Here is a 19,539-nt window from a genome sequence, read left to right as displayed (position 1 = left end):
TATATCTAATCAGATGGAAGAAGGTTTTTATACATGACACGAGTTTATATGAATCGTTGGTTTTCAGTAGCTTACCATTACATTAATATGATTCGGAACAATCCAGACGGCGAGTCGTTTGAGTTTTTTGGCACGCACCCGGATATTAATCATATGTCCTTGCTTGCATCCGATCATATCGGAACAGAGCCTGCTGTTTTTGGACGCGAATACGTAGATTTCTGTGTAGATTTCTGCAAAAGAAACCAAATTGATATTTTCATTCCTCGTTTGCATATGGAGGAAATATCAAGATATGTTCATTTGTTTGATGAGATCGGAACGAAGGTCATGGTATGCCGTGATATCGAATTGCTGGACTCCATGATTGAGAAGGATAAATTTTACGAGGCGCTGCAAGGAAAAGATCTCGTGACGATTCCAGACTACCGTGTCGTAAATACAGCTGAACAGTTTAAGCAAGCTTACGAGGAACTCACAGCTGCTGGTCATAAGGTGTGCTTTAAGCCAACGAAGTCAGAAGGCGGCATGGGTTTCCGGATTATTGATAATGAACGGGACCCGCTGCGAGACCTTTATGGCTATGTAACCCTTTCTACAACGTTTGAGCAAGCTTATGAAACGTTGTCATTAACGGAGCATTTTGACACGCTAATGGTGATGGAGTTGCTCGACGGTACGGAGTATAGTATCGATTGTGTGGCATCTGCTGAGGGTGAACTCATTACAGCTATTCCTCGCCGCAAATCAACGGGCAGGACTTATCTATTGGAGGATACGCCGGAGCTGCTGGCGATTGCAGATCGTATTGCGACAAGCCTTCGCATTCCTTATGCCTTTAATATTCAGGTGCGTTACAACAATGGCATACCGAAATTGCTGGAGATCAACCCGCGAATGTCTGGCGGCCTTTATATTACCTGCTTGTCTGGCGTAAATATGCCATATTTGGCCGTTCAAGCGCTGCAAGGAAAAACGATTGATCCGCCTGATCCGAAGTTCGGTATACAAGCGGGTTATGTAGAGCAGCCTTTGATCATGGAAATGAACAGAGTAGAATAACCGAAGAAAGGGGCGAGAGCCCCTTTTTTTTCATATTGTGCTCATTAATTTGGCACAACATCCTTTTTTTATTTTTAAAAATTGACTTCTATGTACCAATAACGAGATAATTGTAGGAAGAAGACGAGCATAAAGATTAGGTTCAGAAAGCTCATATGGAGGTGCAGCAATGAATGCATTGAAAAAAAACGCAGCCATCGCGATTGGCGTTTATGCAGTCACATTAGTTGTTAATGGGATTACCTCCCCATATATAGCTATGGCGGTTCCCGTGTTCGGTTTGTTAATCGCATTATCATGGAAGCAGCGTCCAAGGAAAGAAATTAATCAGCCAACACGCGAGCCAGAGCTGCAGCAAAATACGCAAAACCCGCCCATACAACAACCCAATGCAGCTTCAACTGCTCAAGCATCTTTGGCCTCAAAGCCAGCTCCTGCAGCTGTCATTCCGCCGCAGGTTCTAGATCCTGAGCTTGCTTCTGCATTAGAATACATCGGAATCATTGAAGATATGATTTTACTCGAAGGCGAGAAAAATAATTTAGACGATGAAATTGTTCAGAAGACGCTCGCATTGCTGTCGCGGTTAAACCGACTAATTCCGGATTTAATGGCGTTAGGAGACTCAAGCATTAATCACAATATTTTGCGATTGGTGCGAAAGGATTTAAATTCGACCATTAATCCGTTTCTTCGGCTCAGCGGCGAAGCGAAACGCCAGAATAGGCGGCTTTTGCTTGATGGCATTAAGGATGTAGATTCCAAGCTTACTTTTTATACGAAGACGCTGGAGCAAAAGGATCTTATGGAGCTTCATACAAAGGCTGAGTTAATTCAGCAGCGTTATCGACTTACTGACTAATGAAGGGGGAAATGAACAATGGCGCAACAACTCGTACAATTAAAAAATGAAGATATTCAGAAGCTGGAGCAAGAAGTGCAAAACACGATGCAGAAGGTAGCGACAACCGATGCTATGCATCTGGATACACTAATGGATGAGATTACGAAAAAAGGCCAGAAGACGCTTGAGCGCTCAAGCCAGACGCTTACGATGCTCGAAAGACCGCTGTCGGATCTCATGTCAGGCAAACGGTCTGAGGTAGCAAACAACATGCTTAAGCTTCGCAGCGAGGTTGAGGATTTGAGCAAAAGCAAGCAGCTCTCGCTCGTGCAGAAGCTGCTTCGGAAAGCACCGATGAAGGCTTATATTTATAAATATCAATCTGCAAAATCTAATGTACAGGTTATCGTCAAATCGCTCAGAGACGGCCGCGACAACTTGGAAGAGAACGTCATTCACATGAGAAATTTGAAGCGCAGCAGTCTAGACAATGTATATGACCTGCAGCTGCTTGTCGAATATGGCAATCGTCTCAAAAAGATGTTCGAAGAGGAAATTGCTAAGCCTGAGAACGAGCACCGGAAAACCTATTTGGAGCGCGGGCTTCGCAAGGTTGTAACGAAGCTTCAAACGTATACGGAAATGATTATGCTTTATCAGCAAGCGATTGCCGCAACGGATATTATTAATGATACAAATGATAAGCTGATGGATGCGCTGGACAGCTCGATTGATAAAACCCAGCATCTCATGTCGGTTTCGGTCTTGATTGCCAGTGCGATTGATGACCAGATGAAGGCAATAGAAGCAGTCAATTCAACGAATGAAATGTTAGGCAATCAATTTGCTGAGAACGCGCGTCTTTTGAATGAAACGAGCGAGCGAGCTAATCAAGCATTAACGAAGCCGGCTATGAGCATGGAGCTTGTGGAGCGGGCAATGTCGGATCTCTTCTCCGCGATGGACAAGTACGAGAACTCCAATCGACAAATTATTCAAACGGTATCCCAGCAAACGGAAAAAATGACGCAAATTAATCAAAAGGTTGGACAACGCTTAGGCATTCAAGCGGGTTCTGGAGCTAGCCAAGCGGAGCTTCCTTCTTCAGCAGCCAAAGGATTTTTGGAGTAAATCAAAAAAAAATAATTAGCAGGACGAGCTCTCCAAGGGCTCGTTTTTTTGCGTTTTTTGAGAAGAAATGACGGATGTCCTATAAGTAATGGCTCATAAAGCATAAAGAAACAGCATAGTCTTAAAGAAAAAACGAGGTGATCATGCTATGATTGGCGAAATTGCCATAGCTGCACTCATTGTCGTCTTAATTGTTGTTGCCAGCTTTGAACGGGCGGAGGATATTTTGAAAGATTTTTAAGCATCGCTGTTTGTGTTCACCTCTGATTTGGTATAATAGGATGAATTATACTGGCTGATCGGAGGTGTTCCAATTGGAGTTTACCTATGAAATTATTTCGGAGTCAAATATTAATGTACGGTTCATCTATGGCGGTGAGTGGTTTACTTTTAATCTGTTCAATCGAGACCAGCAATGGGTCCTTCATCCTTTTGATTCCTCTTTGATTCGCAATAAAGATATGAGCAGGCTTGTCATAGCAGATTTGATCCAGCATAAACCTTTTCAAGTGATGTTGGCGAAAGAAGGCATTCTTCTTTCCGAGCTGAATACATCCATTCCGCTTGGACAGCAGCAGGAGACAGAGGTGGAGTACGAAGCGCTTCCTCGTATAGGGCGCGGTTCGGACCTGATCTTTGACGAAGAGCGTTCTTCCAAGCCAGAAGAAATCAATATCGAACAGTTAATTGAAGAAAATGACCTAGAGGATCTTATTCGGCTCGAGGTACAAATGATTGAATCGCGTCAAAATCTTTATAATCAAATATTGCACCGAATGTTCATGGCTGATCTAGGTCCAACCGACCCGGAATTCCAGAAAATTCAACAAATTGTCAAAACATATGGGGAAGCGAAAACAAGGCTCCAAGCGATACAATAACGGAGTCACTTCCTGTATAATAGAAGCACTGAATGGTTCTGGAGGAGATTAGGTTGGCACAGCTTTATTACAAATATGGAACAATGAACAGCGGTAAATCTTTCGAAATCATTAAAGTGGCTCACAATTATGAAGAGCAAGGCAAGCAGGTTCTTATTTATTCACCATCGGTAAGCGCAAGAGGCGGAGTGGATCGTGTAGGTTCTCGTGTAGGGTTCGAGCGGGAGTCCATTCCGGTTCAAGAGGATACCAACCTTTTTGAAAGTGTGAAAAGCTTCGTTGCAGGAGCTGCACCATCCAAAATTTATTGCGTACTCGTAGATGAAGCGCAGTTTTTGAAGAAACATCATATTTTGGAGCTTACACAAGTCGTGGATGAGCTTAACATCCCGGTAATGGCGTTTGGACTCAAAAACGATTTTCAAAATCAATTATTTGAGGGCAGCTATAACCTGCTCGTGCAGGCGGATAAAATTGAAGAGATTAAAACCATTTGCTGGTTCTGTGATCGGAAAGCAACGATGGTTATACGCTATAATGACGGACAGCCGATGAATGCAGGTGCGCAAATCCAGATTGGCGGCAACGAGGATTATAAGCCTGTATGCAGACGCTGCTATAATGAAGCTTTTCGCAATGCGTAAGCAGAGGTAATAATAGTACAAAAGAACCTCCAGATCCACTGTTGCAGTGGCTTTGGAGGTTCTTTTGTTTGGTTTGCTATTAAAGACTGAATTCACTTGGATTAAGTCCAAGGGTATTGCAGATGTCACGCACAGCAGCTTGTTCCTTCATATCGAAATCGCCGTCTGCTGCTCCGATTGCGCTGCACACACCAACGATTACACGAGCAACATCTGGTTTGCTGCGGAATTTGGCAATCGCTTTAAGCGCCTCTTGCTTGCCAATCATCGCGTCAAACTCCATATTGCCTACAAAGTGATTGAAACGGTTAATCACATCACTCATATCAAAAACTTTTAATTCTTCGCTGCGGCCTATGTAGCCGGCCATTTTTTGTTTTTCATTGGAGTCTACGGAACCGTCTGCTGCTGCTACAATCGCACAGCCAGCTACTACCGCATCTAGGAATTCTTTATTTTTAAATTTTTTAACCTGATCGGTTAGTCCTTGCTTACTTGTTTGCAGCCATGATTTGAAAGAGCTCATTTAGCTCAGCCTCCTAGAGTGAATTTAAATCTTATTATTCTATTGTAGATTTAATTGGGGTCATTTAGCAAATTTTGCGGTAAATTGTCTGTTTATGCTGTTAGATTAGATCGTTGAATGAAAAGGAAATAGGATGAACTATAGAAGGAGAGACGATGTATTTTTGAAATCGATTATATTATACAAAAAACAACGCACATCATCTTAAAAATGACTCATATTATGAAATCGTTTTCAATTTTATACTTGTAAGTAATCTCGTCTACAGCTGTCCATTTCAATTAAGAAGGGATATGCCGTGAGACGACAATTATAGTTATGGGGAGGGTTTGGTTTGAAAAGAAAAATGTCGATGATGACGGCGATGCTGCTGGTCATATCGCTAATGACGAGCTTGCTTTCAGTAGGAGCAGCGCCTTTGGCGCAGTCAAATGGGGGATTGCCGACGTACTTGGACCCATCTAAAAGCGTTGATGCAAGGGCGGCGGATCTGCTTGCCCGGATGACACTAGAAGAGCGCGCAGGACAAATGATACAGCCAGAGAAGTCGAATATTACACCTGAGGAAGTAAGGCAATATTTTATCGGCTCGGTGCTTAGCGGCGGCGGTTCGTTCCCGAACGGCAAGCAGCAGGACAGCACGCGTGAAAATTGGCAGACGCTTATAGACGGCTATCAGGATGGCGCGCTTTCTACGCGTCTTGGGATTCCGCTGCTGTATGGCGTGGATGGAGTACACGGACATAACAATGTGAAGGGAGCAACCTTGTTCCCGCATAATATCGGTTTGGGTGCAGCGAATAATGCTGAGCTGGTGAAAAAAATCGGCGCCGCGACAGCAAAGGAAATACGCGCAACCGGAGCAAATTGGGATTTTGCGCCGACGATTGCAGCCCCGCAGGATATTCGATGGGGTCGGACCTATGAAGGATACAGCGGCAATCAAGCGATATCCAAGGTACTGGGTGCAGCATACATTCAAGGGCTGCAAGGAGAAACAGCTGCGGAGCGCAGTCAGACGAAACATGTCGTTGGCGCTGCGAAGCATTTTTTAGGTGAAGGCTATACGGATAACGGCGTTAACCAAGGGAATATAACGAAGTACACAGAGGATCAGCTCATTGCAAGTGATTTAGAGATGTACAAAGCTGCCGTTGATGCAGGTGTACAAACGGTAATGGCATCTTACCATAGCATTCAAGGCCTTAAGATGCATGCGAATAAGCGGCTTCTTACGGATGTGCTGAAGGGTGAGCTTGGATTTAAAGGTTTTGTTATTTCGGATTATAACGCGATTCAGCAAATCACGCGTGATCAAGACGGCAAAGCAGTCAGCGGCTTGAAAGATCAGCTGAAAGCATCCGTTAATGCAGGTGTAGATATGTTCATGCTGACGGGTGACTGGAGAGCCAGCCTTGAGCATTTAATTAGTCTTGTTAAGGATGGCAGCATTACGGAAGAGCGTATTAATGATGCAGTCCTCCGTATTTTGAAGGTGAAAATTTCATCTGGTCTATTTGAGAATCCAAAGACAGATACGGATTTGGCAGGCTATTTCGGTGCATCTGAGCATCGTGCGCTTGCGCGTCAAGCAGCGGCGGAGTCGCTCGTTCTTCTGAAGAACGATGAGGTGAACGGTTCACCGATTATGTCTCAGCTGAAGAATATGGACAAAATCTTCGTAGCAGGTAAAAATGCAAACGATATCGGTAACCAATCTGGCGGCTGGTCGATTACTTGGCAGGGAGCATCCGGGGCGATTACGACCGGAACGACAATCTATGAAGGGCTTAAAGAGGTTGCAGGAGCCGCGAAGACGGTAACGTACAACAAGCATGGCCGCGGCGCTGCTGGTTATGACGTAGCTATTGCTGTTGTAGGCGAAACGCCTTATGCAGAAACGAATGGAGATCGTACGAGCCTAAATCTCGACGAAGAGGATCTCGCAACGATTGCAAATATTCGTGCAGCTGATCCGAACATTCCACTCGTTGTTGTTCTTGTATCAGGACGCCCGCTTACGATAGCGGATCAACTGGGTGACTGGGATGCGCTTGTCGCAGCATGGCTTCCAGGTACGGAAGGTCAAGGCGTGGCTGATGTACTGATTGGGGGCAAACCGTTTAAAGGGAAAAACCCGATTAAATGGCCATTTTATGTAACGAATAATTATCCAATTATGACCGATGCCAGTCCGAATTTGCTGTTTCCTATCGGATACGGCTTGACGAGCGGGCAGGCTACGCCTGATCTGCCGAGCAAACCTGTAGAACCAGAGAAGCCTTCACTGCCTATCCCGGGCAAGGTCGAGGCGGAAGCGTTCGATGCGAAGAGCAGCGGATTGAATACAGAGGACACGCAGGACATTGGCGGCGGCAAAAATATTGGATGGACGTCCGGCGGCGCATGGCTGGATTATAGGGTGAAAGTGAGCGAACCCGGTACCTATAAAGCCGATTTCCGCTATGCTGGCAACGGCGGTGCAACGGGGATTAAGATTAAGAGCGAAGCGGGAGCGACGCTTGGTACGTTGAACGTAGGCTCCACAGGAGGCTGGCAAAGCTGGCAAACGGCCAGCGTCGATAATATCGTGCTAAGCCAAGCTGGCATTCAAAAGCTGAGGCTTGAGTTTATTGCCGGAGACATTAATTTTAACTGGGTAGAGTTTACGCGTACAGGCGATGTTCCAGCTGGCGGCGGTGGTGGTGGCACTGATCCAGGTAATGGAGGCGGCGAACAGCCAGCCCTTATTAGCGGAGCTGTTGAGGCATGGATCTCCAGTGAACGTGATGCGGGTGACCGCAAATGGTATTATGCAGATCGTTCTCAAGCTGGCGATAAGAAGCTGGAGCAGCAGACGAATTTAGATTTTACCATTCCAGATAACAGCAAAGCGACAACGATTACGATAAATCCGGATAAAAAGTATCAAACGATGCTGGGAATCGGTTCGTCCATGGAAGAAGCGACGATTCATAATCTTGTGAAAATGTCTCCGGAGAAGCAGACAGAGCTGCTTCGCCAATTGATCGACAAGGATAACGGCATCGGCATGAGCTTGATTCGCCTAACGATCGGAACCTCCGATTTTACAGCGCAAAAGTTTTATTCGTACGATGATTTGCCTGCAGGTGAAACGGACGTTGAGCTTAAGAAATTTTCCATTCAGAAGGATATTGATTTTGGCATCATTCCAACCGTTAAGAAAATACAAGCGATTAATCCCGATGTTCAATTTTTTGCATCGCCTTGGAGCCCTCCAGGCTGGATGAAAACAACGGGCAGCATGGTAAGAGGTCAAGTGAAGGAAGAATATCTTCCTGTGCTTGCAGATTATTATGTGAAATTTTTAGAGGCTTACGCTGAGCATGGCATCTACTTTGAAGGCATGACGCTGCAAAATGAGCCGCTGCTCGAAATTGATTATCCAAGTACAGCGATGTCATGGCAGCAAGCGTCACGTCTAGCCAAGCTGCTGCGGGCGAAGCTAGATCAGAATAGCAATGCAAAAATCAAAAGTGTAAAGCTATGGATGTTCGACCACAATCCTGGCGATACGATGGCTTATCCAGCGCAAATTCTTGGCAATTCCGTTGAAGGAGCTTATGACGCCATAGAAGGAACGGCGTTCCACGATTATGGCGGCGAGCTGTCCATGATGACGGAGCTTCAAAAGCTGTTCCCGCAGAAAAGCGTGTATTTAACGGAGCGTGCGGTATGGGGTACAACGGGCGCTGACCGCATCGCACAATATTTCCGCAACTATGCCAAAAGCTATAACAGCTGGGTTACGATGCTGGACAGCGATATTTCATCCCATCAATGGGTAGGCATTCCTGATCCGACCCCAGTTGTACAGGATTCCTCGAATCCAGATCACTACTGGCTGCTGCCGGAATATTATTTGATGGGGCAGTTTACAAAATTCGTGAAGCCTGGTTATGTGCGAATCGATAGCAATTACGGCTCGGCTGCGACAGTAACCAACGTTGCGTTTGCAAGCCCAGACGGCAAAGAAATTGTAACGGTTGTCATCAACCAAACGAGTGACCCGCAGCCATTTAAAATGATAGTTGATGGACTTCAAATTGAAGTGGTCATTCCAGCCAAATCAGCAGCAACCTATCGCTGGAATCGTACGCAAATAACAAACGTTCCAGCAACGATTGACGCTACGCGCTTTGCTTCAGCAGAAGGCGAGTTCCAGATTAATCCGAACGGATACTTAGGTTCTTTTGCACCAAATGGAACAGCTTCGTTCGATTATGTTGTAAATGTGGCAGAAGCAGGCGAGTATGAACTCGATCTGGCGATTGCTGGCTTTCAAACGGATGGTCTGGTTAGCTTTGAACTGGATGGCCAGCCGCTTGTGTCACTGCCGATCAATCAGACGACGTACCAGTGGGAGTACTTCGCTAATCGCCGCGAGCGCGTTATGCTTCCAGAGGGTGCGCATAAATTAACGATGAAAGTGAGTAAAAACGACTTCAATGTTAGAAGTATTGCGTTCACGAAGGCGGATAAGGCAGCAATTTCACTTCCCGCATCTATAGAGGCGAGTAAATTCACATCTGCCTTTAATGTACTCGTAAACGGATCAGCGGTCAGCTATGCCGATCCGAATGATTGGATGGAATATGAGGTGCAGGTTCCGGCGGATGGAAACTACGGTATTACGTATCAATATTCGACGACCTATGACGGAGCGAAAGCAGAGCTTTCACTAGGAGGAAATGTACTGAAAACGACTGAGCTTCCAAACAGCGAGAGCTGGGATGCTTGGGCAATGGCTTCAGATACAGTTGCTCTGACTGAAGGTGTTCATACGTTAAGAGTTCGAATCGTTGATCAAGGCTTCAACTTGAATGCCATTGCGGTTGGGCCTGCTATTATCGCAGATGCTTCAGCCGTAACAGAAGGTGCAGAGGCTGGAAGCCATATTTTTGTCCAGCTGCTTAATGACACGTATAAAGAGGAGCTGACTTCCTCCAATTGGTCCATCGAAGGGTATGCGGGAACGGTTGTAGACAGCGTTTATCGTGTTGATGACCATATGGCTAAGCTTACCTTAGGAGGAGGGGCGACTAGAGACTATGACTCTGATCGTACCGTTACGGTAACAGCCAGCACATATGAAGCTGCTTCTGGAAGTACCGGTAAGACGATGAGCTCTAAAGTTATCATTAAGGCTATTGATGATGCGGAGTCGTTATCCTTGTCAGAGACTCAGATTGCTTATGACGTAAATGGCAAGGAGCTAATCGTTACCCTTGCTGGCGGTACATTCGTACAGAGCCAGCTTGGAGCGATAACCGTGTCGGGAGCGGCGACCTCGCAAGGAGGCGTATCACTGCGCTCGGCGGAGCTTCTCAGCCCTAATCGAGTGAAGCTTACGCTGAACTGGAGCGGAACCGTTTACTATAATGAACTAGATCTGCAGGTTAACGTTCCACTGCAAGCCTACGATGATTCAACAGGAGGTACGGCGTTAAACGCTAAGGCAGTGCTGCTTGGAACCGAAAATGTGAAGGAGCCAGTAAATCTTTTGTCCCTTGATTCATTGGATCATTTCAATCGATTAAAAGGATTCGCAGTGTCTGGAACAGGAAGCGCGAGCAGGCTAACTCAAATTGATGCGGGCGATTATGCCGATTATTTGGTGCACGTGCCAGCTACTGGTTCCTATGTTGCAACCTTTAAGGCTACATCTGGCGGCCAAGCTGTGAATGGCATCGTGCTGGAGGCGCAAGATGGCGCTGTTCGGAAAACGATTAACGTACCAAACCTTTACAACCAGGTCGTTGAAATGCGAATTGTCATTGATCTCATTGAAGGTGACCAAAAGCTTCGTATTCTGGCTGGAGCATCCGGCTACGAGCTTAGAGGGATTAAATTTGAGCCGTATGTTGTACAGGTAATGGATCAAAGCGGTGCTATGAAAATTGAAGCGGAAAGCTACACCCATGCGGATGCGGCTGCTGTTCAAAGCAATATGGACGGACAAACGCTGTTATTCAAAAACGTAGGTTTTATCGCGGCAGCAGGCTCGCTTTATTTTGACGTTAATATCGCAAAATCGAGCTTCTACAAAGTGACCTACCGTTATGCAACGCCGCAAGCAGGCGTGAGTGGAACGTTGTCCGTGAATGGGCAAAAGTTGTCTACTACGCCGCTAGGAGCAAGTGGTGGATGGGATAAATATGCGGAGGCTTCTGGCATTGTAGAGCTTGCAGAAGGCATACAAACGATTCAATTTACTAGCAATAATGATGGGGCAAACCTGGATTGGATCACGCTTGAGCAGACTGAAGCGGTTACGCAAATTACAGGTACCACAGCGCTTCCGACTGCTTCGCTGAAAGCTGGAGCCTACAAAGGAACCAAAACGGTTGCTTTAACGACTGCTACAGAAGGGGCTGCCATTTACTATACAACAGATGGATCGCTGCCTAGCAGTACAAACGGGCAATTGTACAAAGGAGAGCTTAAGCTCTCGGAGCTGACAGTGCTCCGCACGATCGTGATTAAAGCAGGAATGAAGGACAGCTTTGTTGCACCATTTACGTATATTATTACGCCAGGGGAAGAGCCAACACCAACGCCAACACCAACGCCGACGACACCAACGCCAACACCAACGCCGACGACACCAACGGAGCCAACACCAACACCGACGTCACCGACGGGGCCAGCTGTAACGCCAGCTCCTACGACGCCTCCGAGTGGAAAGGGCACAATACCGGCACCAACTCCGGTCATGGACACGGCTAGCGGACTTGGTAAAACTGCGATAAGCCAAACGCTTATCGACGAAGCTTTGAAATCAGTAGAAGGAAATAATGGTACCGTTCAAACCATTATAATTAAAGTACCGAGTGTAAATGGAGCTAATGGCTACGAGGTGCAATTGCCTAAAGGGACTATTAGCGAGGCTAAGCTGTCGGTACAGTATGAAATTCAGACAGGTACGGGTACGATTGTTGTACCAAGCCATATGTTGAAATCACTGCCTTCGGATGGGAAAAACGTGTCCATTGTGATTGCGAACATCGATAAAACAAAGCTTAGCGAAGAAGCGAGAGCAGCCATCGGCAGCCGTCCTGCGGTTGAGCTGAATCTCTACGTTGACGGCGTTAAAGTGGAATGGAGCAATCCAGAAGCTGCTGTAAACGTATCGCTTAGTTATACTCCAACAGCTGATGAGCTGGCGAGCAGCGAGCAAATTACAGTGTGGTATTTCGACGCAGCAGGTAAAGTGATTGCAGTGCCAAGCGGCAAGTATGATAAATCGCAAGGTGCTGTGCTTTTCACAGTAAATCATTTCAGTACGTATGGCGTAGTATTCGTAAGCAAAACGTTTGACGATCTTGGCAAATATCCTTGGGCGCAACAAGCGATTAAGGTTATGTCGGCAAAAGGCGTCATCAACGGCATATCGGATAAAGCATACGCTCCAGCTCAAAATGTGAAGCGGGCAGATTTTATTACCCTGCTCGTGAAAACTTTAGGTCTTAATGCTGCGTATGATAGTCAATTTACCGATGTGGCAAAAGGTTCTTATTATTATGATGCGGTTGCCATTGCGAAGAAGCTTGGCGTAGTAACTGGCCGTGCGGACGGTACGTTTGATCCGAATGCCTCCATTACAAGGCAAGAAATGATCGCGATGACAGCAAGAGCGTTAAATATTTCTGGCAAAAAGCTGCAAGCAGGAAGCTCGGAGCAATTGAAATCGTTCACCGATTTGAAGCAGCTAGCAGCTTATGCAACGGACAGTGCTGCTCTTCTCGTAGCGAACGGCATTGTGAAGGGCGATGGCGCTAAGCTTAACCCGCTTGGTTATACAACCCGTGCGGAAGCAGCAGTTATTATGTATGCCATTTACAACAAGTAATAAGATTGGGATGAGCGATGTGGCTCATTGAATGACAAGGAAGAAGCCTTCGAACTCACTGATAAAGTGGGAAAGAGGGCTTCTCTTTTTTTTTGCCTATTCTATGAAAATTTTTTCAAAATAGTCGTATGCCGTTCTCACTATTAATCTAGCGAATAGGATGAGGGTATCAAACGGTAGGAGTTGATTAGGTGTCATTTTATTTTAAGCTGCGCACGTACCTAGGGAGAGATGTAGAAGTTATTCTCTCTAATGGGGATGTGGTTGCAGGTGTGCTGCTGACGGTAGGCTTCTCATACGTTGTGGTTCGAACCTTGAGTGTACCTGGATACGGTGGGACGGAAGATGTGTTGATACGTTTGCGGGTCATCGAATATGTCCGGATTTTATAGGAATGGCTGTACGGATGACGGAAGAAGGCGTGACTATGTCGAGCGATTGATCGCGGATAAGGATGTACTGCCTCCTTTACGAAAAGGAAGAGATTTCTCCCAAGCAGGCAATCGGCGCGGGGTTCACCAGCGCTTGTCAGTGATTATACCCGTTCAAAACGAGGAGCGGACAATAGGGCGTGTCATTCAAGAGGCTATATTGCTGTCGCCAGCTGAAATTATCGTAGTTGTTAATGGCTGTAATGATCGTACTGAGAGTATTGCTAGAGAGCTTGGCGTTTCGGTTATCGTTTTTCAGGAGTCGCTCGGAACGGATGTTGGCAGAGCTATTGGCGCATATGCAGCCACTGGCGATGCGCTGCTGTTTGTGGATGGTGATTTTCATATCCCTTGGAAGGAGCTTGCTCCTTTTCCTAATGCGCTGCTAAGCGAATGTGATCTGGCTGTTAATAAGCTGGATTACCACCTCAGCATGCGCATGCCTTGGAGTGCCGTGACAACGCTGAAAATAGCACTGAATATGGCAGTTGGCCGCGAGGATCTGGCGAATGCTTCACTCGTACATGTTCCATTCGCGCTGAATAGGCGGGCGCTTAATGTTATTCAATGGTCCAATTTATTATGTCCGCCGAAGGCTTATGCGCTGGGACTGCTCGGTGGGTTAACCGTCAAGCCTGTTCACTGCGTAGAAGTTGATCGCTTAAATCGTTATCGTCCGAGCAAACACAGCAATGCCGGAGGAGACCATTCCATTGCAACGATGCAAATAATAGGGGATCATTTTGAGGCTCTACATGCCATTCATAGGAGAGAGGGCAAGAAAGGAGAGATAGGGTGCAGCGGGAATTTGGAAAAGTAAGTATCGTTATTGCAAATTATAATCGTGCAGCATATCTCATTGAATGTTTGGACAGCTTGATGAGTCAAACATATTTGAATAAAGAAATCATCATTGTAGATGACGCATCGACCGATAGGTCGCTGGATGTTATCGAGGCTTGGTGCGAAGCGAACGGAGTAGCGGGTACAGAATCAATAGTACTCGTTAGACTTCCTAGAAATATTGGGTTTTCTGGAGCCGTTACGACGGGTTTCTTCCACGCTAGCGGACAATATATCGCGGTACAGGATGCGGACGATTTCTCTCATCCGCAGCGTTTAGAGAAACAAGTAGCGTATCTCCAAAGCCATGCAGAGGTTGCGCTGGTAGGAACGAGCTACGCTAGCTTTGATGAGGCCGAGAAGAGGCAGTATGTTCAGGAAAAATGGCTGCGTTTCGGTGATGATATTCATGATGTTTACCGCAGCGGCGGTCACTGTGTTTGCCATGGGACGATCATGTTTCGCGGCGATGCTTTTGACCAAATTGGCGGATTGAGCCGACGAATTGTCGGGGCGGAGGATTATGAGTTCATCGTTAAATTTTTGAATAACAAAGCTCGTATTGAAAATATTCCTGAAATTCTTTATTACTATCGTCTGCATGCGAGCCAACGTTCATTGGCTTTTTATGCGAAAAAGGAGTGAGGTGAAATGGCAGGCTCGCCGTTATCCGTCTTAATGGCTCTGGACAGTATGGATGCCGGTGGTACGGAAACACATGTATTAAGTCTAGCAAAAGCACTAATAAAAATAGGTCAAAGAGTGAGTATAATTGCCGCGGACGGCCCTATGCGGTTTCGGTTTGAGGATGCCGGGTGCCATGTATATTTGTTTGAATTCCAGCCAGCTGGAGTGTCAGTTCAAACGGAGCGAATCGTTTGGCTGCTGGAAATTATGCGAAGCGAGAAAGTAGATTGCGTTCATGTGCATCAGACTCCATCAGGTTTGTTTACGGCAAAGGCAGCTAATCTATTAGGAATTCCGTCTATATTTACCGTTCATGGCACCTATTATCCGCAGACTGCTCTAAAATCGCTGCTTGTTTACTCGGAATCGGTCATATGTGTAAGTGCTCCTCTTCAAAGCTACATCACGCGGCTTGGCTTTCCGTCTATCGTTGTCCCGAATGGCATCGATCTAGCGGAGTTTTATCCATCCAGCGGCGCAAAGCTTCGCTCAGACTTAGGTATTTCTGAAGATGCAATTGTACTTATGTATGCTAGCCGCTTGGCTTGGGGAAAGGCAACAGCATGTGATGTCCTGCTGCGGGCGATGAAGGATCTTTATCGTTATGGGTGGGATAAGCTTGAGCTTGTCGTTGTCGGGGATGGCCCTAAATATAATGCAATTTCAGAACTTGCGGAATTCATTCAGGTGGAAATCGGAAGACGGTTCATTCATATGGTTGGAAAACAATCTCAAATGCGAGAGTATTACAATGCTTCAGATATCGTTGTCGGTACGGGACGCGTTGCGCTGGAGGCAATGGCTTGCGAGAAGCCAGTGCTTGCCATTGGCAACCATGGCTATTTTGGCTGGGTAGAGCCGAGTAATTATGAGCAGGCTTGGCTTAACTATTTTGGAGACCACGGTTCGTCTGCCACTTATTCCCGTTATTTGTTTGCAAGCGAGATTGCAGATGGATGCCGCAGGCTGGAGGGGCTGCGCGCTAATGGAATAGAGGGAAGACGGTGGGTGGAACGTGAGTTTCATATCGATCAATCCATTGATCAAATGATGAGCGTGTATCGTTCAGCAATTGGAGAGATTTAATGAAGGGCGGTACGCAATGAAAAGAATTTTGTATGTAGGCTGGTTAGGGTTTAACAATGTTGGTGATGAGTTAATGTGGCTGTTGTTTCGCGACCTGTGCAGAGCGTATCTGCCTGAGAAAAAATATGATGTCATTCCGTCAATACCGGGCGTAGATATTCGGAACTCGGGTCCGTATGATGTTGTCGTGCTCGGCGGCGGCTCGCTGCTCATTCCAGGTTATATCGATGTTGCTTACCAAGCGGCACGGAACCATAAAAAAGTAATGATTTGGGGCAGCGGTCATGACAGACAGGAGTTTCCTGTATTTGATGCCTCGGGGAAGGTCGCAGCCCATTTGGCCTACACCGGTGAGAACCTAGCAACGAATGAGAAATTAGCTGAGCTAGTGAAGATGTCAAAATATTGCGGCGTCCGAGGTCCATTGTCCTATCAGTTTCTCGAGGATTCTGGCGTCCGAATGGATCAGGCGATCATAAGCGGTGACCCGGCATTTCTGCTGCCTGCACCGTCGCCTCGCAAGAATAAGCAGGCTAGCAGAACGATTGGTGTGAACTGGGGAACAGCTTATAATCGAATATTCGGCGGCAACGAGGAAAAGGTAGAGCAGCAATTGGTAGAGGCGCTGCGTATATTAATCTCGCAGGGTTATCGCGTCAATATTTTCTCCGTTTGGGGTCCTGATAGAGAAGCTTGCAAGCGTCTATATGCGAAGCTGGGAAACCAGACAAATGTGGATCTTGATTTGGAGCTGTACCATCATGAGGATTTGATGGAGAAGCTTAAGTCCTATGCGCTGACGATCAATTTCAAATTGCATGCTAGTTACTTATCAGCAGCGGCAGGGGTGCCGTTCGTAAGCCTTGGATATCGATTCAAATGCATAGACTTTGGCTGCTCGGTGGATCTTCAGGATTATGTGCTCTCTACCGGCGATACGGCACTTGGCGAAAACATTCTGGACAGAGTAGCCAAAATTGAAAAAGAAACGGATATGATTCGCGAAAAGTTTTATTCGCATCAGAGCCGTTATCGCGAGCTGCTGAAACAGCCATTTCAAGAAGATCTGTTTTAAGGAAATAGCTGCAACAGCGTAATAGGAGCTGCCCGAAGGTTTATTAACTTTCGGGGCAGCTCTTTTTTTAATAGACAAAGGATGGATATTATAGGAAGAAGGTTGACATCGAAAAATAGTTTATGATATATAAAAAGAAGGATTGGCACTCAAAGAGTTTGAGTGCTAAAATATAAGGTAGCGGTTTAATAAACGTTGAACAAGCCTTCCTGTTGCGTTACCTTTAGGCTTACTAATTATTGATGAATGGAAAGGGGATCTATCCATGTCCAAAAAACAGTTCAAAGCAGAATCGAAACGATTGCTGGAAATGATGATTAATTCCATTTATACGCAGCGCGAGATCTTTTTGAGAGAGCTTATCTCGAATGCCAGCGATGCGATCGACAAGCTATATTACAGAGCGCTAACTGATGACCAAATGGTATTTAACAAAGAGGATTATTATGTTAAAGTCGTTGCCGACAAGGCAAACCGAACATTAACGATCACCGATACAGGGATTGGCATGACGAAGGAAGAGCTGGAGAATAACCTTGGCGTTATTGCGAAGAGCGGCTCTTTTGCCTTTAAGAAGGAAAATGAGCTTAAGGATGGACATAACATTATCGGCCAATTCGGCGTAGGCTTCTACTCTGCATTTATGGTGGCGGATGTGGTTACCGTTGTGACCAAAGCTCTTGGCAGCGATGAGGCGTTCAAATGGGAATCAACTGGCGCCGACGGCTACACGATTGAGTCATGCGAGAAGGATTCCGTTGGTACGGAAATTGTACTTAATATTAAGGAAAATACCGAAGATGATCAATACGATGAGTACTTGGAAGAGTACCGTTTGAAGTCGATCATCAAAAAATATTCTGATTTCATTCGCTACCCAATTAAGATGGATGTGAAGGGCCAACGGCCTAAAGCAGATGCAGAAAACGAGTTTGAGGAATATCAAGAAGAACAAACCGTTAACAGCATGGTGCCGATTTGGCGTAAAAATAAAAATGAGCTGACATCGGAAGATTATGATCAGTTTTATTTTGAAAAACGTTACGGCTTCGACAAACCGATCAAGCATCTTCATATTAGTGCGGATGGCGCTGTTGTGTACAATGCGATTTTGTATATTCCAGAGAGCACACCTTTCGATTATTATACGAAGGAATATGAGAAGGGGCTGGAGCTTTATTCAAATGGCGTTCTAATTATGGATAAATGCTCAGACCTGCTGCCGGACTATTTCAGCTTCGTTAAAGGTATGGTTGATTCGGAGGATCTATCGCTCAACATTTCACGTGAAATGCTGCAGCATGACCGTCAGCTGAAGCTGATTGCGAAGAACATCAACAGCAAGATCAAAAGCGCGCTCCTTGGCATATTGAAGGATGACAGAGAGAAGTATGAGTCGTTCTACAAAGCATTCGGCAGACAGCTGAAATTCGGCGTATACAACGATTACGGCGTTAACAAAGAAGTGCTTCAAGACCTGCTTATGTTCCACTCCTCGAAAGAGAAGAAGCTAGTTACACTGGACGAGTATGTGTCAAGAATGAGCGAGGATCAAAAGTACATTTATTATGCTTCCGGTGAATCGATTGAGCGGATTGATAGACTTCCGCAAACCGAGCTGGTAACGGATAAAGGCTTTGAAATCCTGTACTTCACGGACGATATTGATGAATTTGCCATCAAGATGGTTGCGAAGTATAAGGATAAAGAATTCAAGTCGGTATCAAGCGGCGATCTTGGTATTGAAGAGGACGAGAAGGACAAGGAAACGGCCGAAGAGCAGGATGCCAATAAAGAGCTTTTCGAGCAGATGAAAGAAATTCTTAACGATAAAGTAAAAAGCGTAAAAGCTTCGAAACGCCTTAAAACACACCCTGTGTGCTTATCCACAGAAGGTGAAGTAACGATTGAAATGGAAAAAATATTGAATGCGATGCCGAACAACCAAGAAGTAAAAGCAGACAAGGTGCTCGAAATTAACGTGAACCATGAAATATTCCAATCGTTGAAGGATGCTGCTGGGCAGGATAAAGTGAAGCTGGCTCTTTATACAAGCCTGCTTTACAACCAAGCGCTTCTCATCGAAGGTTTGCCAATTCAAGATCCAGTTGCGTTTACGAACGATATTTGCAAAGTAATGGTTTAATAGAGCAAGCGACAAGCAAGTGTAAAAAGCCCGTACGGGGTCATTCCCGTACGGGCTTTTTTTTCTACGACAGAACAATTATGGATGCGGATCGAAAGCTCAAAATGTCGAGAGACGAAGCTGATTCTAGAATTGGTGCTGCGCGATGTTGGATAGAGGGAGCATAGCCCCTGGCTTTGATATAGTTGAGATAGCTACCGATAAAATTACTCAAGGCGAGTATTGTGCTTGCGCAAAATATAATAAATCATGGTATTGATTATTATTCCGGATATAATAGCACTACAAG

13 protein-coding genes are annotated in these 19,539 nt (G+C 45.8%); 12 read left to right on the top strand and 1 reads right to left on the bottom strand.

The features are described from left to right. Positions 1 to 33 precede the first annotated feature (33 nt). The 5 genes from MHH56_RS28980 (at position 34) to MHH56_RS28960 (ending at position 4,562) form a co-directional block, all read left to right on the top strand. Positions 34 to 1,062, top strand: a complete 1,029-nt coding sequence (locus MHH56_RS28980) for an ATP-grasp domain-containing protein (RefSeq protein WP_076267373.1) — start codon at positions 34 to 36, stop codon at positions 1,060 to 1,062. Positions 1,063 to 1,231: 169 nt separating this feature from the next. Next, positions 1,232 to 1,924, top strand: coding sequence for a hypothetical protein (locus tag MHH56_RS28975; RefSeq protein ID WP_339205089.1), 693 nt, complete (start codon positions 1,232 to 1,234; stop codon positions 1,922 to 1,924). 18 nt (positions 1,925 to 1,942) lie between these two features. Then, positions 1,943 to 3,037: a toxic anion resistance protein gene (locus MHH56_RS28970; RefSeq protein WP_339205088.1), complete on the top strand. Its 1,095-nt coding sequence runs from the start codon at positions 1,943 to 1,945 to the stop codon at positions 3,035 to 3,037. A gap of 314 nt (positions 3,038 to 3,351) precedes the next feature. Next, the gene (locus MHH56_RS28965) at positions 3,352 to 3,918 is read left to right on the top strand and encodes a hypothetical protein (protein WP_339205087.1); all 567 of its coding nucleotides are present in this window, start codon (positions 3,352 to 3,354) and stop codon (positions 3,916 to 3,918) included. Between the two features lie 53 nt (positions 3,919 to 3,971). Next, positions 3,972 to 4,562, top strand: coding sequence for a thymidine kinase (locus MHH56_RS28960; protein ID WP_339205085.1), 591 nt, complete (start codon positions 3,972 to 3,974; stop codon positions 4,560 to 4,562). Between the two features lie 79 nt (positions 4,563 to 4,641). Here MHH56_RS28960 and MHH56_RS28955 read toward each other — a convergent pair whose 3' ends face one another. Further along, positions 4,642 to 5,088 (bottom strand): tellurite resistance TerB family protein, encoded by a 447-nt coding sequence (locus MHH56_RS28955; RefSeq protein WP_076267368.1) that lies wholly within the window; start codon positions 5,086 to 5,088, stop codon positions 4,642 to 4,644. Positions 5,089 to 5,422: 334 nt separating this feature from the next. On the opposite strand from MHH56_RS28955, the gene MHH56_RS28950 reads away from it, so the two are divergent. The 7 genes from MHH56_RS28950 to htpG all read left to right on the top strand — a co-directional run bounded on the left by MHH56_RS28950 (position 5,423) and on the right by htpG (position 19,250). Beyond that, positions 5,423 to 12,982 carry a glycoside hydrolase family 3 N-terminal domain-containing protein gene (locus MHH56_RS28950; protein ID WP_339205081.1) on the top strand — a complete coding sequence of 2,520 codons (7,560 nt, stop codon included), beginning with the start codon at positions 5,423 to 5,425 and terminating at the stop codon, positions 12,980 to 12,982. A gap of 191 nt (positions 12,983 to 13,173) precedes the next feature. Next, positions 13,174 to 13,374, top strand: a complete 201-nt coding sequence (locus MHH56_RS28945) for a hypothetical protein (protein ID WP_339205079.1) — start codon at positions 13,174 to 13,176, stop codon at positions 13,372 to 13,374. Then, the gene (locus MHH56_RS28940) at positions 13,358 to 14,233 is read left to right on the top strand and encodes a glycosyltransferase (RefSeq protein ID WP_339205077.1); all 876 of its coding nucleotides are present in this window, start codon (positions 13,358 to 13,360) and stop codon (positions 14,231 to 14,233) included. The genes MHH56_RS28945 and MHH56_RS28940 overlap by 17 nt, the downstream gene beginning before the upstream one ends. Continuing rightward, a complete protein-coding gene (locus tag MHH56_RS28935) occupies positions 14,209 to 14,901 on the top strand; it encodes a glycosyltransferase family 2 protein (protein ID WP_339205075.1) in 693 nt (230 codons plus the stop codon). Before MHH56_RS28940 ends, MHH56_RS28935 begins: the two co-directional genes overlap by 25 nt. Before the next feature lie 6 nt (positions 14,902 to 14,907). Continuing rightward, a complete protein-coding gene (locus MHH56_RS28930; RefSeq protein ID WP_339205074.1) occupies positions 14,908 to 16,029 on the top strand; it encodes a glycosyltransferase in 1,122 nt (373 codons plus the stop codon). Positions 16,030 to 16,045: 16 nt separating this feature from the next. Then, a complete protein-coding gene (locus MHH56_RS28925; protein WP_339205072.1) occupies positions 16,046 to 17,104 on the top strand; it encodes a polysaccharide pyruvyl transferase family protein in 1,059 nt (352 codons plus the stop codon). Positions 17,105 to 17,369: 265 nt separating this feature from the next. Then, the gene (gene htpG, locus MHH56_RS28920; protein ID WP_339205071.1) at positions 17,370 to 19,250 is read left to right on the top strand and encodes a molecular chaperone HtpG; all 1,881 of its coding nucleotides are present in this window, start codon (positions 17,370 to 17,372) and stop codon (positions 19,248 to 19,250) included. The last annotated feature ends 289 nt before the right edge of the window (positions 19,251 to 19,539 follow it).

It is taken from the genome of Paenibacillus sp. FSL K6-3182 (genome assembly GCF_037976325.1).
Classification (GTDB): Bacteria; Bacillota; Bacilli; order Paenibacillales; family Paenibacillaceae; genus Pristimantibacillus.
This window is presented reverse-complemented; position numbering and strand designations above follow the sequence as displayed.